This is a genomic window from Microbacterium sp. Leaf320, from assembly GCF_001423485.1.
Classification (GTDB): Bacteria; Actinomycetota; Actinomycetes; order Actinomycetales; family Microbacteriaceae; genus Microbacterium.
Map to the genome: position 1 here is coordinate 188247 of NZ_LMOD01000004.1, position 21270 is coordinate 209516.

General features: G+C 68.2%; 19 protein-coding genes. 15 read left to right on the top strand and 4 right to left on the bottom strand.

Going from position 1 to position 21270, the window contains the following annotated elements; genetic code table 11:
* Positions 1 to 5: 5 nt before the first annotated feature.
* Positions 6 to 1193: a xylose isomerase gene (gene xylA, locus ASF63_RS14470; protein ID WP_056515489.1), complete on the bottom strand. Its 1188-nt coding sequence runs from the start codon at positions 1191 to 1193 to the stop codon at positions 6 to 8.
* Positions 1194 to 1279: 86 nt separating this feature from the next.
* On the opposite strand from xylA, the gene ASF63_RS14475 reads away from it, so the two are divergent.
* From ASF63_RS14475 to ASF63_RS14485, 3 genes are all read left to right on the top strand, one after another.
* Positions 1280 to 2449, top strand: coding sequence for an ROK family transcriptional regulator (locus ASF63_RS14475; RefSeq protein ID WP_056515491.1), 1170 nt, complete (start codon positions 1280 to 1282; stop codon positions 2447 to 2449).
* A gap of 87 nt (positions 2450 to 2536) precedes the next feature.
* Positions 2537 to 3400 (top strand): AraC family transcriptional regulator, encoded by an 864-nt coding sequence (locus ASF63_RS14480; protein ID WP_056515493.1) that lies wholly within the window; start codon positions 2537 to 2539, stop codon positions 3398 to 3400.
* Positions 3397 to 4032 carry a GyrI-like domain-containing protein gene (locus tag ASF63_RS14485; RefSeq protein ID WP_056515495.1) on the top strand — a complete coding sequence of 212 codons (636 nt, stop codon included), beginning with the start codon at positions 3397 to 3399 and terminating at the stop codon, positions 4030 to 4032. The genes ASF63_RS14480 and ASF63_RS14485 overlap by 4 nt, the downstream gene beginning before the upstream one ends.
* Positions 4033 to 4093: 61 nt before the next feature.
* On the opposite strand, the gene ASF63_RS14490 is transcribed toward ASF63_RS14485, so the two are convergent.
* A complete protein-coding gene (locus ASF63_RS14490; RefSeq protein WP_056515498.1) occupies positions 4094 to 4486 on the bottom strand; it encodes a nuclear transport factor 2 family protein in 393 nt (130 codons plus the stop codon).
* Positions 4487 to 4576: 90 nt separating this feature from the next.
* On the opposite strand from ASF63_RS14490, the gene ASF63_RS14495 reads away from it, so the two are divergent.
* Together ASF63_RS14495 and ASF63_RS14500 are read left to right on the top strand one after the other, a co-directional pair.
* Positions 4577 to 5008 (top strand): winged helix-turn-helix transcriptional regulator, encoded by a 432-nt coding sequence (locus ASF63_RS14495; RefSeq protein ID WP_082478211.1) that lies wholly within the window; start codon positions 4577 to 4579, stop codon positions 5006 to 5008.
* Positions 5005 to 5805 carry a DUF1206 domain-containing protein gene (locus ASF63_RS14500; protein ID WP_082478213.1) on the top strand — a complete coding sequence of 267 codons (801 nt, stop codon included), beginning with the start codon at positions 5005 to 5007 and terminating at the stop codon, positions 5803 to 5805. Before ASF63_RS14495 ends, ASF63_RS14500 begins: the two co-directional genes overlap by 4 nt.
* Positions 5806 to 5814: 9 nt before the next feature.
* On the opposite strand, the gene ASF63_RS14505 is transcribed toward ASF63_RS14500, so the two are convergent.
* On the bottom strand, positions 5815 to 6462 hold the full coding sequence (locus ASF63_RS14505; protein WP_056515501.1) for a LysE family translocator: 648 nt from the start codon (positions 6460 to 6462) through the stop codon (positions 5815 to 5817).
* A 212-nt stretch (positions 6463 to 6674) separates the two neighbouring features.
* On the opposite strand from ASF63_RS14505, the gene ASF63_RS14510 reads away from it, so the two are divergent.
* The 5 genes from ASF63_RS14510 to ASF63_RS14530 all read left to right on the top strand — a co-directional run bounded on the left by ASF63_RS14510 (position 6675) and on the right by ASF63_RS14530 (position 14631).
* Entirely contained in the window at positions 6675 to 9200 is a 2526-nt protein-coding gene (locus ASF63_RS14510) for a prealbumin-like fold domain-containing protein (protein ID WP_056515504.1), read from the top strand.
* Positions 9201 to 9265: 65 nt separating this feature from the next.
* A complete protein-coding gene (locus tag ASF63_RS14515; protein ID WP_056515508.1) occupies positions 9266 to 10747 on the top strand; it encodes a SpaH/EbpB family LPXTG-anchored major pilin in 1482 nt (493 codons plus the stop codon).
* Positions 10748 to 10860: 113 nt separating this feature from the next.
* On the top strand, positions 10861 to 11853 hold the full coding sequence (locus ASF63_RS14520) for a class C sortase (protein WP_056515510.1): 993 nt from the start codon (positions 10861 to 10863) through the stop codon (positions 11851 to 11853).
* Positions 11850 to 12461, top strand: coding sequence for a hypothetical protein (locus ASF63_RS14525; RefSeq protein WP_056515513.1), 612 nt, complete (start codon positions 11850 to 11852; stop codon positions 12459 to 12461). Before ASF63_RS14520 ends, ASF63_RS14525 begins: the two co-directional genes overlap by 4 nt.
* Before the next feature lie 226 nt (positions 12462 to 12687).
* Positions 12688 to 14631 carry a sigma-70 family RNA polymerase sigma factor gene (locus ASF63_RS14530; RefSeq protein WP_056515516.1) on the top strand — a complete coding sequence of 648 codons (1944 nt, stop codon included), beginning with the start codon at positions 12688 to 12690 and terminating at the stop codon, positions 14629 to 14631.
* 4 nt (positions 14632 to 14635) lie between these two features.
* Here ASF63_RS14530 and ASF63_RS14535 read toward each other — a convergent pair whose 3' ends face one another.
* Complete coding sequence (locus ASF63_RS14535) at positions 14636 to 16231, bottom strand: PucR family transcriptional regulator (RefSeq protein WP_056515519.1); 1596 nt, start codon at positions 16229 to 16231, stop codon at positions 14636 to 14638.
* Positions 16232 to 16420: 189 nt separating this feature from the next.
* On the opposite strand from ASF63_RS14535, the gene ASF63_RS14540 reads away from it, so the two are divergent.
* The 5 genes from ASF63_RS14540 to ASF63_RS14560 are packed head-to-tail and all read left to right on the top strand — an operon-like array spanning position 16421 to position 21226.
* Entirely contained in the window at positions 16421 to 16648 is a 228-nt protein-coding gene (locus ASF63_RS14540; protein WP_056515523.1) for a hypothetical protein, read from the top strand.
* Positions 16645 to 18438, top strand: a complete 1794-nt coding sequence (locus tag ASF63_RS14545; protein WP_056515526.1) for a sigma-70 family RNA polymerase sigma factor — start codon at positions 16645 to 16647, stop codon at positions 18436 to 18438. The genes ASF63_RS14540 and ASF63_RS14545 overlap by 4 nt, the downstream gene beginning before the upstream one ends.
* 58 nt (positions 18439 to 18496) lie before the next feature.
* Entirely contained in the window at positions 18497 to 19819 is a 1323-nt protein-coding gene (locus ASF63_RS14550) for a SufS family cysteine desulfurase (protein WP_056515529.1), read from the top strand.
* Entirely contained in the window at positions 19816 to 20250 is a 435-nt protein-coding gene (gene sufU, locus ASF63_RS14555) for a Fe-S cluster assembly sulfur transfer protein SufU (RefSeq protein WP_056515534.1), read from the top strand. Before ASF63_RS14550 ends, sufU begins: the two co-directional genes overlap by 4 nt.
* Positions 20251 to 20287: 37 nt before the next feature.
* Entirely contained in the window at positions 20288 to 21226 is a 939-nt protein-coding gene (locus ASF63_RS14560; protein ID WP_056515537.1) for a GNAT family N-acetyltransferase, read from the top strand.
* Positions 21227 to 21270: the final 44 nt, after the last annotated feature.

Here is a 21270-nt window from a genome sequence, read left to right on the forward strand (position 1 = left end):
GACGATCAGCGGGCGCCGAGCAGGTGCTCGGTCGCGAGCTGCTGCAGTCGGACGAAGCCGAAGCCCTTGCCGCCGAAGTAGGAGTCGGCGTCGAAGTCCTCGTATGCAGAGCGGTCGGCGAGGAAGTCGTCGTACGTCTCGCCGGCGTTCAGCGTCGGGGTCGAGAGCTCGTCGACGCGGGCGGCGGCGAGTGCCTCCTGCACCTCGGGGTCGGCGCGGAACGCGGCCGCCCGCTCTTTGAGCAGCAGGTAGGTGCGCATGTTCGCGGCGGCCGAATCCCAGACGCCCTTCTCGTCTTCCGTGCGGCTCGGCTTGTAGTCGAAGTGACGCGGGCCGTCGTACGCGGGGACGCCGCCGGGGCCGCCGTTCTCGAGCAGGTCGACGAGCGAGAAGGCATTGTGCAGGTCGCCGTGACCGAAGACGAGGTCCTGGTCGTACTTGATGCCGCGCTGGCCGTTGAGGTCGATGTGGAAGAGCTTGCCGTGGAACAGCGCCTGCGCGATGCCGGCGGTGAAGTTGAGTCCGGCCATCTGCTCGTGACCGACCTCGGGGTTCACGCCGACGAGCTCAGGGCGCTCGAGCGAGTCGATGAATGCGATCGCGTGGCCGAGCGTCGGCAGCAGGATGTCGCCGCGGGGTTCGTTCGGCTTCGGCTCGACCGCGAAGCGGATGTCGTAGCCCTTGTCGGTCACGTAGTCGCCGAGCAGGTTCACGGCCTCGCGGTAGCGCTCCAGTGCCTGCCGGATGTCCTTCGCGGAGTCGTACTCGGCGCCCTCCCGGCCACCCCACATCACGAATGTCTTCGCGCCGAGCTCAGCGCCGAGGTCGAGCTGGCGGAAGACCTTGCGCAGGGCGTAGCGGCGCACGTCGCGGTCGTTCGAGGTGAAGCCGCCGTCCTTGAAGATCGGTGCGCTGAACAGGTTCGTGGTGACCATCGGCACGACGAGGCCCGTGTCGTCGAGTGCGCCCTTGAGGCGATCGATCTGATTCTGGCGCTCGGCGTCGGTCGAGCCGAAGGCGAACAGGTCGTCGTCGTGGAAGGTCAGACCGTAGGCGCCGAGTTCGGCGAGCTTCTCGACGGCGTGCACGACGTCGAGTGCGGGTCGAGTCGGGCCGCCGAACGGGTCGGCTCCGTTGTAGCCGACGGTCCACAGGCCGAAGGAGAACTTGTCGTCACGGGTGGGGGTGGTCATGGCTGCTCCTGTGCAGATCATCGAATAAGTTGTGCTTGACAACATATCTCATGACAGGAGCCCCGTCCACCCCCTACAGTGAAGGGATGCCGTCGCAGTCGAGCCCCGCGCTGGGCACCCGCCCACACAATCTCTCCCTCATCCTGCGGCTCGTGCACGAGAACGGCGCCCAGTCCAGAGCGGCTCTCACCGAGCAGACGGGCCTCAACCGCTCGACGATCGCCGACCTCGTCGCCGAACTCGTCAGACGGGGTCTGGTAGACGAGCGGGTCCCCGACGTCGCCGGTCGCGTGGGTCGACCGTCGCCGGTCGTGACGGCCTCGGCCCGCGTCGTCGCCATCGCGGTGAACCCGGAGGTCGATGCGATCGAGATCGCTGCGGTCGGTCTCGACCGCAGCATCCTCGTGCGCGAGCGACTGCCGAACGATACCGTGCCGACACCTGCAGTCGTCGTGGCGACCATCGCCGAGCGCATCGCCGCGTGGCGCGCGGGGCCGCTCGCGGACGTGCGGATCGCGGCTGTCGGAATCGCCGTGCCCGGTCTCGTGCGCACCTCCGACGGAGTCGTGCGCAACGCGCCCCATCTGGGCTGGACCGATGTGCCGCTCGCCGGCCTCGTCGGCACGGCAACGTCGTCTGCGGCCTTCGTCGACAACGACGCCACCCTCGGGGCGATCGCAGAGCACCGCTACGGGGCAGGTCGGGGGATCGACGACATCGTCTATCTGAACGGCGGCGCCTCCGGAATCGGTGGTGGCCTGATCATCCACGGTCGGGCGGTCGCGGGTGCGGGCGGATACGCGGGGGAGTTCGGACAGAACCGCCCGCGCATCTCTGCGGACGGCGACCGCCGCACCGGCGACGGCGTCCTCGAGGCAGAGGTGAGCAGGCGGCTGCTGCTCGACTCGGTGGGTCTGGAGGGCGCTGACGACGAGACGCTCGAGGCCGCGCTCGCATCGTCGGAGTCGCCGGCGGTGGCCGACGAGATCACACGACAGGCTCACGTGCTCGCGAGCGCGCTGGCCAATGCCGTCAACGTGCTCAATCCGACGCTCGTCGTGCTGGGAGGCTTCCTCGCGACGATCGCCGATCTGCGCTCAGAGCAGATCGCCGCAGACGTCGACGCGCTCGCCATGTCCGAGAGCGTCGAGGGCCTCGAGATCCGCCCGGCCGCCCTCGGCGCCGATCGGCTGCTGATCGGAGCCGCCGAGCTGGCTTTCGCCGGATTGCTGGCCGATCCGGGTGAGCGAGCCTGACGCATCGCGCCAGCTGATCGCATCCGATCCGGATGATCGGGTGGCGCGGCCCCGATCAGCGGACGATGGTGGGGAAAGGAGGACCTCATGATCGGAACGCTCAACGCCCTGGTCGAGCTCGTGGAGAGCGACTCGCACGAAGACCTCGACGTCTCCGGGTTCGCTCGGACACACGGCACCACGGAGTATCACCTGCGCCGGATGTTCTCGGCGCTGGCGGGTATGCCGTTGTCGGACTACATCCGTCGGCGTCGGATGACGCTCGCGGGTGCCGAGCTCGTGGCGGGTGCCCCGAGCGTGCTGGAGGTCGCGGTGCGACACGGCTACGGCTCATCCGAGGCGTTCGGCCGCGCATTCCGTGCGGTGCACGGCATCGGCCCCGTCGACGCGCGCCGGGACGGCGGTCCTCTCCGTACACAACCCACGCTCCGGTTCCGCCTGAGCGTCGAAGGGAGCACCCCGATGGACGTCACCATCACCACCATTCCCGAGCTCGTGCTCGTGGGTCATGCCGCGCGAGTCCCGCTCATCCATACCGGAGTCAATCCGCATATCCAGGCGCACATCGCGGGGATCGCGCCGGAGGAGCACCTCAGGCTCAAGCAGCTGAGCGATGCGGAGCCCTCGGGGATCCTCGCGATCACGGGCGACATCGCACCGGACGCCCCCGAAGGCACTGAGCTGACCTACCTGCACGGGGTCTCCCTGGATCCGGATGCACCGGTACCCGACGATCTCGACGCCATCCGAGTGGAGGCCGGTTCGTGGGCGGTCTTCGCCGCCTCGGGCCCGTTCCCCGAGACTCTTCAGAACCTCTGGGCCGCGACCGCGAGCGACTGGTTCCCGTCGAACCCGTGGAGGCTGCGGCCGGGGCCGTCGATCGTCCGATACCTCGAGTTCACCGGCACACATGCGTCGTGCGAACTCTGGTTGGCAGTCGAGCAGGGATGATGGCGATCGACCCGAAGAAGACCCTCGACGCGTACAAGGCGAAGCGGGGCGAGTTCCGCATCCTCGAGGTCCCGGCGATGCAGTACCTGATGATCGACGGGGCGGGCGACCCGAACACGGCGCCGGCGTATTCGGATGCGGTCACGGCGCTCTTCCCGCTGGCGTACACGCTCAAGTTCGAGAGCAGGAGGGCTCTCGGCGTCGACACCGTCGTGATGCCGCTGGAAGGTCAGTGGCATGCGCCGGACATGGAGTCGTTCACATCGCGGCGAGACAAGTCGGCGTGGTTGTGGACGCTGATGATCATGGTCCCAGACCACGTCACGCCCGAGATGTTCGCCGACGCCGTCGACGCGGTCGAGCAGAAAGCGGCGAAGAAGAAGCAGGAGAACCCGTCACTGCGCGCGGTGCGCCTCGAGACGCTCGATGAGGGACTCTGCGTGCAGACCCTGCACGTCGGCTCCTACGATGACGAAGCCCCGGTGCTCGACGACCTGCACCATCGCTTCATCCCCGGCAGCGGTCTGCGAATGACCGGTCTGCATCACGAGATCTATCTCAGCGACGTCCGTCGGGTCGAGCCGGCGAGACTCCGCACGATCCTCCGTCAACCGGTCGAGCGCGTGAGCTGACCCGCGGGCACGGGCGGGGGCCGGAGCCCGCCGAAGCTGACGCCCGGCCCCCGCGTGCGTCTCATGCGTGTCCCCAGAAGGCGTCCTCCGCCTGCTGGTCCTCACTGATCAGCCAGACCTCCGCGATCCTGCCGTCCGCCACGCGGAACACGTCGACGCCATGCTGCTCGAGATCCGCGCGTCCCTCGCGCACAGCACGGAAGCGCACCGTCGCCGACACGAGGGCCCCGCTCTCGGTCGCCGAGTCGGTCTCGAGCACGAAGGTGCCGCCACTCAGCTCCATGAAGTGCCCGAGATGCGCGATGATCGCGTCTGGGCCGACCTTGTCGCCCGACACCTGACTGCGGCCGGGCTGGTGCCAGACGGCATCCGCGGCGAAGGTCGCCGCCAGCGCCTGCATGTCTCCCGCGGCCATGGCCGCGCCGTACTGTCCCACGATGTCGATCGCCGACATGATGTCCTCCTCGATGTCTCGGTACTCTGAGGATCCAGCGTCTCCACCCGAGCGTGGTCACTTCAACGTCACCGGAAGGATGCCGAGCGGATGAGCCCTGAATGGACCGTGTTCTCGTCGAGCTGCCCGTCGCGGGCGTCGCTGGCGCGGGTGGCCAACAAGTGGACCGCGATGATCGTGATCCTCCTTCACGAGCAGCCTCTGCGGTTCGGCGAGCTGCACCGCAAGGTCGAGGGGATCACGAAGAAGGTCCTCGTCGACACTCTTCGCGCTCTCGAACGCGACGGCATGCTCGTGCGCTCCGTGGATGACGACGGACACGGGCGGTACCGCCTCACCCCGCTCGGTCGCACGCTGCACGAACCGCTGCAGGCTCTGCAGATCTGGGCGGAATCGCATGTCGAGGAGGTCCTCGACGCACAGGATCGCTTTGACGACGAGGCAGACCGACGACTGCTCGGCGAGAGCCAGGAGGCAAGCCCCATCGCCGACTCCCCGCGCGGCGATATCCTGCACGGATGACCTCCTCCCCGAAGGATGCCGCGCGTACGGCCCAGCATTCCGACGCCTTCCGCCGTGTGGCACGGACGGGGTTCGTGATGGTCGGAGTGGTGCACATCATCATCGGAGCCATCGCCGTCTCGATCGCGTCAGGCGGCGGCGGGGATGCCGATCAGGACGGCGCCATGGAGCAGATCCGCTCCACTCCGATCGGGGGGCTGCTGCTCGCCGCGGTCGCCGCAGCACTGATCGCGCTGGCGATCTGGCAGGTCGCGAGCGGGATGCTCGCGTCGGGCGAGGAACCGCGCAAGTGGGGGCAGCGGGTGAAGCTGATCGGGATCGCCGCAGCGTACCTGGTGATCGCCGGGCTCGCCCTGGTCTTCGCGTTCGGCGGGACGGTCGAGTCCGAGAAGACCTCGCAGATCCTCAGCGCCGTGGTGCTGTCTGCTCCCGGCGGTGTGGTGCTGCTCGTCGTCCTGGGGCTCAGCGTGGTCGGGGTGGGAGTCGGGTTCATCGTCATCGGGTTCACTCGCGGATTCGAGAAGACCATGGACGTGCCGACGGGCGCCGCCCGACCGGGCATCGTCGCCCTCGGGATCGCGGGCTACATCGCCAAGGGCGTCGCGGTCGCGGTCACAGGCGTGCTCTTCGTGGTGGCGGCGTGGACGCAGGACCCCGAGAAGGCCGCGGGCCTCGATGCCGCGCTGCGCAGTCTCACCGACCTGCCGTTCGGACGGGCCATCCTCTGGCTGGTCGGAGCGGGCCTCGCGATCTACGGCGTCTTCTCGATGGTCCGCGCGCGCTACGCCCGGATGTGATTCCGGGCGTCAGGCGCTCGAGGGCTTCTCGCTCCACACCAGCAGGAACACGCCGAGCCCGATCATGAGGCCTCCGCCCGTCGCGCTCATCGCCTCGATGCGACGCGGCGAGCGACCGAACCACTCCCGGGCCGCGCTCGCGAGCAGCACCCAGATCGCGTCGCACGCGACTCCGATCGCGACGACGATCACCCCGAGCACCAAGAGCTGCATCGGCACCGATCCTGCGTGAAGGTCGACGAACTGCGGCAGGATCGCCAGGAAGAAAGCGATCGATTTGGGGTTCGTGACACCGACGACGAAGCCTTCGCCGAGCAGTCGCAGACCTGAGCGACTCGGCACGGCACCCGTCATCGCCTCCGCCGCGTCCTTGCGGTGTCTGATCGCCTGGATCCCCAGGAACACGAGGTAGCCGGCGCCGAGCACCTTGACGATCGTGAACAGCACGATCGACTGCGCCACCACGGTGCCGACCCCCAGTGCGACGCCGACGACGAGCAGGACCGATCCGATCGCGGTGCCCAGGATGCTCAGGAAGCCGCCGACCCTGCCCAGGGCCATGGCCCTGCCGATCGTGAAGAGCACGGTCGGCCCGGGGATCACGACCATGACGAACGCCGCGACGACGAAGGCCAGGAGGGTGTCGGCGCTGAACATGGTGCGAGCCTAGGGCAGCTCTGCGGCATCCGATCAGAAAGTTTTCGCGAGACCGTCATAAAAGCTCCTCGTGGAGGTCTGGGTATGTGATGGGCAGCCTTTCTGGGCTGCACGTCACAGGGGAATACACACACGCACTTCTGGGGACAGGCTCACGCCGTCGCTCGGCCGCACGCGGCCGGCGCATGGCGTGCGCCGGGATTGGGACACATATGAGCGTTCGCTCACACCACCGCTCGACGGGGCGCACTGCGCGTGTCGCGGTCGCGCCGCGCCGACGGGCGCTCGTTCGACTGCTCGGCGTGCTCGCCGTCGCAGGTGTGCTCGTCGCCGGCGCAACTCTGGCCCCGAACTCCGGCCTCACCGCTGCGGCCACGGTTCCCGGCACGCCGGGCATCCCGCAGGCGGGGACGCCCGTCTACACGGAGAACTTCTCGAACCAGAACGCGTCCCTCCTGCCGATCAGCATCCTGAACTACACCGGTGGCGCAGCCGCAGCGAACTCCACCTACACGGCCGACCGGCAGTACACGCCGGCCGGAAACCAGTGCAACGGCTGGATCATGAGCGGCGCGACTCCGACAGCGCCGCTGACCGACCTCGGGTGCACCAACAACGTCTCCACGACTTGGCCCACCCTGCAGCAGATGGCTCGTGCGCTCGGCGTGGCACAGGGGCAGACGACCACTCAGGCCGCGACCAATCAGGTGCTGACGTCCTATACGAATGCGACGAACGGCACCATCGCCGCGGGCACGCAGTTCCGCACAGTGAACACGATCCCCGCGATCGGTGGTCACTACTACGCCGTCTCCGCCTTCTTCGCTGCGGTTAACTGTCCGGCGGCCGGCGGTGCGAACCAGCCCAAGGAGACGTTCAGTCTGATCGTCAACGGCGCCCCGATCGTGCTGAGCACAGGACTCAACCCCTGCACCAACAACACGGTCTGGGAGACGCAGACCGCGAAGCTGCAGTCGGCGGCGTATCAGGTGCCCGTCGGGACGACGGCGAACCTCGGCCTCTCGCTGTACAACGCGACCGCCACCGGATCCGGCAACGATGTCGCCTTCGACCTGCCGCAGATCGTCGACGTCACTCCTCAGCTCGACAAGGCGTTCAGCCCGACGCTGATCCTCAACGGCACCGCGTCGAAGATGACGCTGACCGTCACCAACACCACCGACCTCATGGCCAAGAACGATTGGTTCATCACCGACGTGCTGCCGGCGAACCTGAAGATCGCCGCCGTGCCCAACGTCGGCGGCACCTGCGCCAGCACGGCGGGAGCGCCGTACGCAGTGACGGCGCCGGCCGGTGGTACGACGGTCGGCATCACCGGAGGCGACCTCGCGCTCGGACAGGCATCGTGCACGATCACGGTCGACGTGACCTCCACGGTCAACGGCACCTACATCAACGGCCCCGCCAACATCACCACGAACCTCAACCCGCCGGCCAACGCGTCGCTCGAGGTCATCCAGCCATCGATCGACCTGGTCAAGAGCATCACCGCGGTGAACGGAGTCGCCGTGACCGGTGACACCGACCCGGACAAGGTCTTCACCAAGGTGGGTGACGTCATCACCTACTCCTTCGTGGCGACCAACACGACACCTAAGGCGCCGACCAACACGACGCTCAACACGAGCCTCAGCAATGTGCGCATCACCGAAGACACCTTCTCCGGTGCCGGTGACATGACGACGCTGTCGTGCGTTCCGCCCCAGGGGTCCACACTCGCCAGCGGCGCCACGATGACCTGCACGGCCACGTACGTGGTGCAGCAGGCCGACCTCGACAACGCACCCCTGACGAACATCGCTCGCGCCACCGGAACGCCGACGGTCGGACCGAACGTCACCGACACCGATGACGAGATCATCCCCGCCGTCTGGACGCCGAAGATCGTGCTCGACAAGACGGCATCCGTCGTAGACGTCGATCAGGACGGCGTGACCGGGCTCGGCGATCACATCATGTACGCGTTCGACGTCACCAACACCGGAAACGTCACCGTGGCGAACATCACCGTGGTCGACGACCGGCTGACCCAGCGCAGCATCACCGTCACGTGCACGCCGTCGACGATCGCGCCGACTCAGATCGCGCACTGCGTCGCGAACGCTCCCTACGTCGTGACCCAGGCGGACGTGGACGCGAAGAAGGTCATCAACACGGCGTACTCGACGGGCACGGACCCCGACGGCGGGCCGGTGCGCTCGAACGACGACAGCACCGAGACGCCCATCGAGCCGTTCCGGATCCCGCTCCAGATCGAGAAGGTCGGAGAGTCGGACGCCGACGCCTGGGTGCGCATGGACGGATCGTCGTTCGCAGTGCTCGAAGACGTCGCGGGTGAGCCGGGGGCGGCGCTGCCGTTCACGATCGGCGACGTCGAGACCGGTCTGTTCCGGATCGACAGCATTCCTGCCGGCACGTACTGGCTGAGCGAGCTGACGGCGCCCGACGGGTTCAGCCTGCTCGCAGCCCCGGTGAAGTTCACCATCAACCCCGACCGCACCGTGAGCATCACGGCCGGGGGAGATGAGGCGGTCACGTCTGCCGGGCAGACGATCACGGTGCACGACGTGCCCGCGATGGAGCTTCCGACCACCGGAGGCACGGGCGCGCTGCCCTACATCCTCGCCGGCTCTCTGATCGTGCTCGGCGCAGGTGGATTCGCACTCTGGATCCGTCGCCGCAGCGCACGCGCCGATACCGAAGACCCGCAGATCTGATCTGCATCAGCTCACCACCATCCGAAGACCTCCAGGGCGACCTGGATCACCGAGAGAGAGACACAGTGAACACCGAGAACAACAGGCGCGGCTCCCGCGTCGCAGCGGGTCTGCTTGCCGCAGGCGTCGCCGCACTGACCCTCGCTGCACCGGCGAGCGCCGCGACGCCCAACCTCGTCGACCCTGACGCGACCGGCTCGCTGACGATCCACAAGTTCGAGGCACCCGAGACGCCGACGGGGCTCCCGAACGACGGAACCGAGCAGAACGTCGCCCTGGCACCGCTGCCGGGCGTGGGCTTCACGGTCTACAAGGTCGACACGATCGACCTCACCAGCAACCAGGGCTGGATCGACGCCAACGACCTCGCAGACCTCGCGCCCGACAGCGTCGCCGACATCACGGCCGCCGGCTACACCGCCAGCGCCGTCGGCGGACAGACGCTGACCGACGCCAATGGCGAGATCGCTCTCGCGAACCTCGACCTCGGTCTGTACTTCGTCGTCGAGACCGCACCGCTGAGCGGATCGACCGCCGTCGCACCGTTCCTCGTGACCGTGCCGCTCACCGACCCCGCCGATGACAGCACCTGGCTGTACGACGTGCACGTCTACCCGAAGAACGCTCTCACCGAGGCCACGAAGACCGTGGAGGACTCCGAGGACGTCAAGCTCGGCGATGAGATCGACTTCACGATCACGACCGACATCCCGAACGTCGCCGTCATCGACGGCTACAAGGTCGTCGACACGCTCGACGCCAAGCTCGACTACGTCGGCGCCGCTGTGACGCTCCTCGACGGCACCGCTCTCGCCGCGACCGACTACACGGTCGTCCTGGACGCCACCACCAACACGGTCACGGTGGAGTTCACCGCATCCGGCCTCGCAGTGCTCGCCGCACACCCGGCCACGCAGGTGCAGGTCGTTCTCACGGCTACGGTCAACACGGTCGGCGAGATCGCCAACACCGCTGTGCTCTACCCGAACCTCGGTTCGTACACTGTCGCTCCGGGCGAGCCCGGCGGCCCCACCGTCACCCCTGAGGTCGTCACCAAGTGGGGCGACATCACGGTCGAGAAGACCGACAAGGCCGGCGCACCGCTCACCGGCGCCGTGTTCTCGGTGTACCCGACTCAGCAGGACGCGATCGACGGCACCAACGCCATCGCGCTCGACGGAGCGACAGAGTTCGCCGTGGCCGCCGACGGCACCGTGACCATCTCGGGTCTGCGCTACTCCGACTGGGCCGACAACGCCGCTGTCGCTGCAGGCGAAGACGGCTACCAGACGTACTGGCTCGCTGAGATGGTCGCACCCGACGGATACGAGCTGCTCGCCGCACCGATCGAGTTCACCGTGACCGAGGCCACCTCGGCCGTGGGCATCGACCTCGAGGTCGTCAACGTCCCGTCGAACGCCGGGTTCAAGCTGCCGCTGACCGGTGGCGCCGGAACCACCCTGTTCCTGGCCGGCGGCGTCCTGCTGCTCGGTGGAGCAGTGCTCCTCGCCATCCGCAGCCGCCGCAAGGCCGGTATCGAGGCGTAACACGAAGACCGGCCGTGCGGGGGAGGTGTTGAGGTCCCTTCCCCCGCACGGCCCATTCGCCTTCACTCCGTCTCCCTTCAGATCCTGACCGACACCCACTCAGAGAGATCCGCATGACGCTCATCGACGCATCCGCTCCGGATGCCCGCACGACACCGACCACGCGGGTCGCCGCGCGGCGTGCGCGCTGGGGATGGAGCCAGACGATCGTCATGCTCATCGCGACCGTCGGGATCGTGGTGCTGGTGTACCCGACTGCCGCGTCCTGGTTCTCGGCGTGGAGCCACGACACCGAGGTCGACGGATACGTCCAGTCGATCGAACAGATTCCCGACGACGCGATCACCGACATGCTCGCGGATGCCGAGGCCTACAACGGGAACCTGCCGAGCGGGCCGTTGCGTGATCCGTACGCGCTCGGAGCCGACGGGCAGCAGACGGCCATCGGCGACGGTGCCGCCGCGTACTTCGACACCCTGAGCCCCGAAGGCACCGACGCGATGGCGCGCGTGAGCATCCCGAAGATCGATGTCGATCTGCCGATCTTCCACGGCACGAGCGAAGAGACGCTCTCACGCGGCGTGGGCCACCTCTACGGCTCGTCACTCCCCGTCGGGGGCGCAGGGACGCACTCGGTGCTCACCGGCCACAACGGCTTCGTTCAGGCGACGCTCTTCGACGACATCGACGAACTGGTCGAGGGCGACGTCATCGTCGTCACCACCCTGGGAGAAGACCTCTACTACGAGGTCGATCAGACCACGACGGTGCTGCCCGACGACACCGAGGCGTTGCGCCAGGTGCCGGGCAAGGACTACATCACCCTCGTGACGTGCACGCCGACCGGCGTCAACACGCATCGCCTTCTGGTGCGGGCCGAGCGCATCGACGCACCGTCCGACGATACGTCCATCATCACGATCGACGATGCGACGGGCCCCGCGGGCCTGCCGTGGTGGGCGCTGCTCGTCGTCGCTGTTCCGGTGCTCACGTTCATCGTCGTCAAACCACGGCGATCTCGCGACCGCCGCCGCCGTTCACCGCGCTCCCGCGATCGCGGAGGCTCTCGGCGGAGAACCCACGTCGAGCGGACGCCCCCGTCATGACGGCCGGGATCGAAGACCTCCGCGCCGATGACGGCATCCGGCCCGATGCAGGCTCCGAGCGGTACCCCGCGACCCGACGCCGACGCCGACGCCGACGTCGGGTGGGGCTGCTGGGCTGCAGCATCGTGCTGGTCGGGCTCGGCGTGGCCTTCCTCGCCGCGTCGACGTTCGCCCCTGAGATGGTCGACAGGGTGACCGGCGACGTCAAGGTCGCCGTGCAGAAGCAGTTGCACCAGATCGTCGCGCCCGATGAGCTGCCGGTGATCAGACTCGGGGCCGAAGGCGGCATGGTCGAGCTCGACCACTGCGACGGCACGTTCACCGAGATGGTCAGCTATCGCGTCGACGCGGTCCTGCCCCTGTTCGCTGCTCACAACAACTGCGGAGGCGATGTCATCCTGGGCTGGGAAATCGGTCAACGGGTCACGGTGGCGGGCTCCGACGTCATCTATGAGGTCATCGAAGAGCGACACACGCCGAAGTGGTCGAACGTCGAAGAGCTCGTCGGCATGTCCGGCGAATTCATGGTGCAGACCTGCTTCTACGGCGAGAACAAGATGCGCTTCCTCGCGCTCGCGCCGGTGGAATCCCCGCAGAACGCCGGTTGATGCCCTCCCTGAGCGTCGATTCCGAGGGCGTCCGTCACGATTCGCCGCCGTCAGGGTCTTGTAAGTATGGCCATCGGCCTCGCGTCGGACTCCCGCCCGGCGCACCGCTTCGCGAGAATCGACGCCTCCCCGGCCGACTCACGCACTGCGGAATCGACCCTTACGAGAGTCGGAGGGACGAGGCACCCCCAACGTCTCGTCCCTCATCCGCCACATTCGGAGCAGCATGAATCCCCCCACGCCTCTCGACAGCGACGACGACGCGCTCATCGAGCCCTCAGACGACCAGATCATCGATGCGGTCCGTGGCGGCGACATCGGGGACTTCGCACTGCTGTGGCGGCGTCACGTCGACGCCGCTCGTCGGGCCGCGCGTGCGATCTCACCGTCGGCCGACCCTGACGATCTCGTGAGCGAGGCTTTCGCGTCGATCCTCCGCGTGACCAAGGCCGGAGGGGGCCCGAGCGACGCCTTCCGTCCGTATCTCCTCGCCACTCTTCGCAACACCGCCGCCCGATGGTCCCGCGGATCGGGGGTGCTGTCGATCGAGGTGATCTCCGAGCTGGAGCTGATGTCGGACACCGATGACCCCATCGAGCGGATGTCAGAGCGCTCGAGCGTGGCCGAGGTCTTCGGAAAGCTGTCTGCGAGACACCGGACGCTGTTGTGGTACCTCGAAGTCGAGGGCATGAAGCCGCGAGAGCTCGCCCCACTCATGGGGATCACCCCGAATGCTGTGTCTGCGCTCGCGCTGCGCGCACGGGACAGCTTCCGCCGGGCCTGGCTGCAGACGCACATCCACGATCCGTCGCGGTCCGAGGACTGCCGCTGGTTCTGTGAACGCATCGTGGCGCAGCGTGAGCGCCCGGTGCGGGGCGATGATGCCGCACGCTTCCGAGCTCACATGCGCAGCTGCCGGGGATGCCAGCTCGTCGCGGCCGAGATCGACACGGTGTCGCAGAGACTGAGGTCGATCCTCCCGGCAGCTCTGCTCGGCGGTGTGGCGGCCGGCCTCTACGCAGGTCCCGACGCGGCGGCGACGGCCGCTGACACGGTGACGGATCACGCGAGCGACGTCCGGTCGTGGTTCGAGCACGCGGGGTCAGGTCCTGCGGAGACCGCAACAGCCGGCGCGGCCCCTGCGGTCATGGCCACGCGAGTCGGCATCGCCGCGCACGCGACCTCGCCCGCCTCCTTCCCGATGAGCGGGCTCGCCGCCCTGGCAGCCACGACCGTCGCTGTTCTCGGAGCAGTGGTGTTCGGCGGGAGCGTACTGAGTCTTCCCCACGCGGGTGATGAGGACGCCGCCTCGTCGAGCATCGAGGCCTCCGATCCGCGAGGAGAGCTTCCGCTGGCGCAGGCCGCCGAGGAAGCACCGCGCGCGGAGGATCCCGCAGGGCCTGCAAGGCGCCCGAGCCCCGGTTCTCAGCGCCTGCTGACCATCGAGGCTCAGCCCGACGCGGTGGAGGTGGAGGTGGACGGCACGTCAGCCCGGACCGGAGCGCCGTCTTCGCCGTCAGCGACGCCGAGCACGACGCCGAACCCGAATCCGACGCCCCCGCAGCCTCAGCCGACATCGTCACCGAGGGCGCCGGTGGGTCCGCCCGCGGTCGATTCGCTGATCGAGGAATCCCACGACTTCCGCATCACGAGGTCGATCTCCCAGCATTCCCTGATGCCGGGGTATATCGAGGGCGCAGGCTCGCCGGGGGCGATCGTGAGCGTGGTCGACGAGGCAGGTGCAGTCCTCGACGCCGTGTCGGTCGAGGACGACGGCACCTTCGCGCTCGACGTCTCCGGCGATCGGCTGCGCCAGGGGATCACCCTGAGCATGCGGCATGAGGACGCCCGCACCGGTGCCACAGGCTGGGCAGAGCCGATCGGACCGCTGTTCTTCCTGGTGCCGGAGATCCAGACCGGCGACGATGACCAGTGTCGCGTGCCGTCCGCCCTCGAGCGTGACTGCGTGCGCCTGCGTGCGGAGCCCGGGACCTGGATCGAGCTGCTCGACGAGCAGGGACGCTCGCAGATCGTGCGGATGCCCCAGGGCGTCGACGAGCTGGTTCTGTTCGACGTCGGGGCCGGCGCACCGGTCGTCGCGGCCCGCTACATCGATCCGACGACCGGGCGGTCTGGAGTGTCGGTCGCGGTTTCTCGAGGTGTCGAATGAGTGGTCAGCGCGAAGAGCGGGAGGCGACCGACAGGCGCAGCCACAGCCACAGCCGTGTGTCCGGCGAGTCGAGATCGATGCCCAGGTCGTTGCGCACGACATCCAGGCGATACCGCACGGTGTTCTGGTGAACGTGCAGCGCGGCGGCGGTCTCTCGCACGCTCCCGAGGTGGTCGAGGTAGATGCGCATGGTTCTCGACAGATCCGTGCCCTGCGCAGCATCGTGCTCGGCCAGGATGCTCGCGGAGTCGCCGACGGCGGCATCGAGGCCTTCGATCAGGTCAGTCACCTGCAGGATCGCGAGCCGATCGCGCATCTCGTCGAACGTCGCGATACGGGTCTGGCGGTGATGGTCGTCAGCGACGGGAGTGCTCATCAGCACTCCGGCTGTCGCACCGGCCTCGCGATGCGAGCGGGCGATCCCGTTCACGTCGTACGCGCGAGTGCCGATGCCGGCGATCAGCGCGGTGTCGGTTCGGATGACAGCCTGCGCGAACGTGTGTGCGCGCGCAGCGATCGAGCCGGGGATCAGCGTCACGACCTGCGTGCCGATCACCGCGCTGTGGGATCCGGGGAACGCGGCGCTCGACACGGTGATCGCCAGATGCAGCAGGCGATGCAGGCCCCGCATCGCCTCGACCTGGTCGAAGGTGTCGACACGGAAGCACACGATCGTGCACCCGGCCTCCGGGCGGATCAGCAGCTGCGACGCCGCGCTGCGGGCGTGCCGTTCATCCTCGAGCAGAGTGCGGAGCAGGCCGGAGTTGCGCTGGTCCCGATCCGCCGCGTCCTCCCGTGCCCGCAGCAGGTGCTGGGCGGCTATCGGTTCCATCTCCTCGAGAAGGGTCTTGGTGCGCGGGGCGAGCGCGGGGTCGATCTGGATCACCCAGATCGACCCGAGGAGCTCACCGGACGCCCGCACCGCGATGCCGACCCGACCGAACTGGTCGGTCTCGGACGGGAAGTGCCTGGCATCGGGAGCGCGGAGCAGCGACTGGTAGTCCAGGTCGGACGAGATGGGGATCTCCTCCTGCAGCAGGAGCGTCGTGCGGCGCCGGATGTCGTCGATGGGCTGCTCGCTGTGGGTCGAGTACCCCACGACCTGACCGGTGGAATCGACGACGCTGACCGCGCCCTCCGACAGCGTTGCGAGCGCATTCGCGAGGCCGAAGAGGTCACCGAGGCGCACCCCCGTCACATCACCGACGGAGTGCGGGCTGAGAAGCGACCGCAGGACGTTGGCCAGTTGCGCCCAATCGCCCTCGACGTGGTGGATCAACGGAAGCGCTCTGGTCCATTCGGGGGTATCGCTCGACATGTCGACCGGCTGCGCGCGGCGGACGACCAGTGCCGCTGCGCCGGCCGCGGCCAACTGCGTGGCGAGTGCGGGCAGGTCGTCTTCAGCGACGCCTGCGGCGAGCACGACCCGTTCGCGATATTCCGCCGCGTCGATCGCGGGGTCGAAGAAGTCCACTCCTCTGTAGACCGTCGCCTCCGCACGCGAGTCGGATGTGCGAGTCGAGAGCGATCGGTCCGCGATGAGGAGCGCCTCATGCAGCGTCGGAGCCCCGGAATCGCTCGAGTGCGGGAGTACATACATGGACTCTTCTCCATTCGCGGAGGTCTAATGACAGAGGAACTCACATATCGGTCAGATCGGTTCCCCGTAAGAATTGAGAGTACGAGGTCTCCAGGGCGCCTCGCTCGATATACGACAATCTCCTCTTCTCGCACGTCACAGGTGCAGATGGAATCCGGGCGACGTCGCCCCCTCACAGAGGACGCTCACATGAACAGCACCCCCGACCTTCACCGGGAACCGGAGGCGGACACCGTCGGCCTCCTTCTGGACGAGCGCAGGAGCGGGGGCGCTTTCAGGTTTGTCATCCCCGTGGGAGCGTCGACGGCCCGGTTCTTTCGTGAGGGTTGGCAGCACGCGCCGGGGATCGACGGCGACATCGCCCGTTTCAGCATTCGCCCCACGCGGCGCATCGGGGCGAAGGGCCGTCCGTCATGACCGTGCTGCCGCCGACCGTGATCCGCACGCGACTCGACCCCGATACGAGCGATGACGATCTCGTGCGCGCCACCCGCGACGGTGACAACAGGGCTTACGGGATGCTGTGGGACCGCCATTCTCCCGCCGCGCTGCGTGCCGCCCGGGCCATCACGAGCTCGATCGACCCCGAGGATCTGGTCAGCGAGGCCTTCGCGAAGACCTTCAGTGCGATCCGCAACGGCGGAGGCCCGACCGAGGCGTTCCGGCCCTACCTGTTCGCGGCGGTGCGCAGCGCCGCCGCGACCTGGGGAGGAAAGCAGAAGGATCTCGCCCTCGAGTACATCGACGAATTGCCCGTCGACGACTCGGAGGACTCCCTGGACATCCTCTCGGACAAGGCGCTGCTGACGACGGCGTTCAAGGACCTGCCGGAGCGGTGGCGCACACTGCTGTGGTACCTCGAAGTCGAGGGGATGAAGCCGCGCGAGATCGCACCGTTGATGGGCATGACACCGAATGCCGTCTCGGTGCTGGCCTCGCGGGCCCGCGAGGGCTTCAAAGTCGCTTGGCTGCAGGCGCACATCAAGGAGCCGGGTCGCGATCCCGAGTGCCGGTGGACCTGCGAGCGCATCGTCGCCCAGGGGCGCAGGCGGCAGGTCTCACGTGCGGACCGTTCGCGGTTCGAGGCGCACCTCGAGAACTGTCACCGCTGCACGATGGCGAGCACGGAGATCTCGCAGGCGTCGTCCAAGCTGCGTGCTCTGCTGCTGCCGGCGATCATCGGCGGCCCTGCAGCGGCGGCCTACTCCGCCGCGACGCCGGCACCGGTCATGGCAGCGGCTTCCGTCGGCGTGCTGCCCAAGGGAGTCGCGCCCTGGCTGCTCGTCGGCGGAGCGGTCGCTGCCGCGGCCGTCGCGGTCGCGGCGATCGCGGTCGCCGCCCAGCTCACTCCGAAGGCGGTACCCGGTGCCGAGGCAACGCCCCCGGCTGCGCTCGTCGTCGAGTCTCCTGCGCCGATCGAGGCGCCGTCGACCACGGAGTCTCCGGCGGTGCCGGTGCCGCCGGAGGCGCCTGACTCACCCGACCCCGTTCTCGAACCCCAGCCCGACAACGAGGTCAGCCCCGAACAGAGCGACGCCTCGCCGGCGCCGCAGGAGGTCGCGGCCTCGACGACTCCGCCGGAACCCCGATCGCAACCGCAACGGCTGCCGCCTGCGGCCCCTGTCGAGGAACCTCAGGTCGAGGAGCCCGTCGTCCTTCCTGTGACGGTCGAGTGGAGCGCCTCGACGTCGATGATCGTGCCCACCGCTCTCACCGGAACCGGTGCCGCGGGTGCCGAGGTCGAGATCCTCGACGAAGCGGGCCTCGTCATCGCATCCACGGTCGTCGACTCCGCCGGCGCCTTCTCGGTTCTTCCCGAGGCCGGGGGCCTTCATCAGGGCATGTCCATCTCCGTGCGCCACACCGCGCTCACCGGCGAGCAGACGGTCAGCGCTCCGATCGGTCCCTTCTCCTTCGAGACTCCGACGCTCGCTGAGGTCTCCGACACGTTCATCCCGCGTATCGACGCCGACGCCGATGGAGCCCGAGACGACATCAGTCTGCTGCTTCAGGGCATCTCCGGCTCGACGGTGTCCGTATCGGTCGACGGCGAGGCGACGACGAGCGTCGTGCTCACGGAGGCATCCACCCGCGTGTCTGTGCTCGACGTCCGACCGGGGCTGCGTCAGATCATCGTCCGCTACGTCGATCCGGTCACGGGGGCACTCGGGCTGGCGGAGGTCGAGGGCATCCTCGTCTCTCCCTGACCGTCGGCCTGCCTGCGGCCGCGACCCGGCTCGGCGCATCAGATGAGAAGCTAGAAGGATGAGCACTTCCCGCGACGCCGACGAGATCGCCCCGCTGAGCGACGATCCCCTGACGGATGCCGAGGTGCGGCGCCTGCGCGAGGACTTCCCGATCCTGCAGGTCGAGGTCAACGGGCATCCGCTCTCGTACCTCGACTCCGGTGCCACATCGCAGCGTCCGTTCGCGGTGCTCGACGCCGAGCGGACGTTCGCGACGACGCTCAATGCAGCCGTGCACCGCGGAGCCCACACTCTCGCGGCCGAGGCCACGGAGATCTTCGAGGATGCTCGCGCCACCGTCGCGCGGTTCATCGGCGCCGACGAGGGCGAGATCGTCTGGACCTCGAACGCCACGGAGGCGCTCAACCTCGTCGCGTATTCGATCTCCAATGCCTCCCTCGGCCGCGGGGGAGCGGCCGCCGAGCGACTCCGCCTGCGTGAGGGTGACGAGATCGTCACGACCGAGATGGAGCACCACGCCAACCTGATCCCCTGGCAGGAGCTCGCGGCGCGCACGGGGGCGACTCTGCGGGTCATCCCGCTCGACGACCACGGCGCGCTGCGTCTCGACGTCGCCGCCGAGCTGATCGGAGAGCGAACCAGGCTCGTCGCATTCACCCATGTGTCGAACGTGCTCGGTGTGATCAACCCGGTCGAGCAGCTCGTCGCGCTGGCGAGAGCCGTGGGAGCCTTCGTCGTGCTCGACGCCTGCCAGTCGGCACCTCATCTGCCGCTGGACGTCCGCGAGCTCGATGTCGACTTCGCCGTGCTCTCCGGACACAAGATGCTCGGCCCGACCGGCATCGGCGCACTGTACGGTCGTCGTGAGCTGCTCGAGGCCATGCCGCCGTTCCTCACCGGCGGCTCGATGATCACCACCGTCACCACGACGGAGGCCGTATACATGCCACCTCCTCAGCGTTTCGAAGCCGGCACGCAGAGGGTGTCGCAGGCGGTCGCGCTCGCCGCGGCGATCGACTATCTGACCGCTGTCGGAATGCCGCGCATCGCCGCGCACGAGGCCGCCTTCGGGGCGCGTCTCGTCGAGGGACTCACGGCCATCGATGGCGTGCGCGTGCTCGGTGCCGGCATCGACCTGCCACGGGTGGGGCTCGCGAGCTTCGACGTCGACGGCATCCACTCGCACGACCTCGGTCAGTTCCTCGACGACCGCGGAATCGCCGTGCGTGTCGGGCACCACTGCGCGCAGCCGCTGCATCGACGCCTCGGCGTCACCTCGTCGACCAGGGCGAGCACGTATCTGTACACGACCGATGCCGAGATCGACGCCGTGCTCGACGGCGTCCAGGGTGCCATCGACTTCTTCCGGAGGGGCGCATGAGCGACCTGCAGAACCTGTACCAGGAACTCATCCTCGACCACTCCCGCACCCCGCACGGGTTCGGGCTCCGCGGCGAGATCGCGGCGCAGTCGCACCAGGTGAACCCGACCTGCGGCGACGAGGTGACCCTGCAGGTGCATCGCGCCGGCGACGGCAGCATCGAGGCGATCGCGTGGGAGGGGCACGGCTGCGCCATCTCGCAGGCATCCGCCTCGCTTCTCGCCGAGCTCGCCGAGGGGCTGACGGTCGAGGAGCTGGAGATCCGTATCGCGTCGTTCCGCGAGGCGATGCGCTCGCGCGGCAAGATCGAGCCGGACGAGGAGCTGCTCGGTGATGTCGCAGCCCTCGGTGGCGTCTCACGGTACGTGGCGCGCGTGAAGTGCGCGATGCTGGCCTGGGTCGCCGTGGAAGACGCCCTGCACAAGGTGTGAGGCGTGGGGTGGACGCCGTGAGGTGCAGGATGGAACCATGCCTCTTCTTCTGAATCCTCTCGGCGCAGAACGCTTCGACGACTGGCTCGGGGTGACGCGTGAGCGGCTGATCGCTCTCAGGCAGGACTCGGGGATGTTCGTCGGCGATGACGCCGCCGTCCGCGTCGAGGAGTTCCTGGCCGAGATGCTCGCGGAAGGACACGAGACGCCGACCTCGCTGATCCTCGAGATCGAGGACGACGGGACCCGGCTGGGCACCGTCTGGCTCGCGGCGAACAACGGTGTCCTGTTCGTCGTGGATCTCTCCTTCGAGCACGCGCCGAGCGTCGACCAGAGGGGTGCGCTCCTCGACGCTCTGCAGGCACTCGCCCGCACACAGCAGGTCGATCGGATCAGCATGGGCGTCTACGCCTCCGACAGCGAGAGTCGCGCATTCATCGAGCGCGGTGGTTTCGAGGTCGCCTCGATCCAGATGATCCTCGAACCGCTCCCGACGCGAGAGACGGGTTCGCGCGTCGTCGTGAGGCCCATGACGGCAGAGCGCTTCACCAGCTTCGCCGAGGCATCCGAGGCCGCCTTCGCCGAGGATCTCGCCGCCTCCGGTCGGTATTCGGCTGAGGACGCGGCGGTCGAGTCCCACAGGCAGATGGAGCTGGAGCTGCCCGACGGGGTCGCGTCGGCAGGCCAGGAGCTGTTCACCGCCGAGGTCGACGGCGTCGAGGTGGGAGTGCTCTGGATCGGCGTCCGCTCTCGCGGCGGACGCCCGCACGGGTTCATCCTCGACATCGAGATCGCCGATGATCAGCGTCGCAGGGGATACGGCCGCGACGTCATGCATGCGGCCGAGCGGGAGGCCGCGCGGCTCGGAGCCGACTCGATCGGTCTGCACGTCTTCGGCTTCAACACCGGTGCCATCCGCCTCTACGAGAGCCTGGGATACCGCCGCGTGGAGGAGCGCTTCCTCCTCGCCGTCTGATGGCGACACGCGGCGTCACCGAGGGAATAGCCTGATCCCGCAGG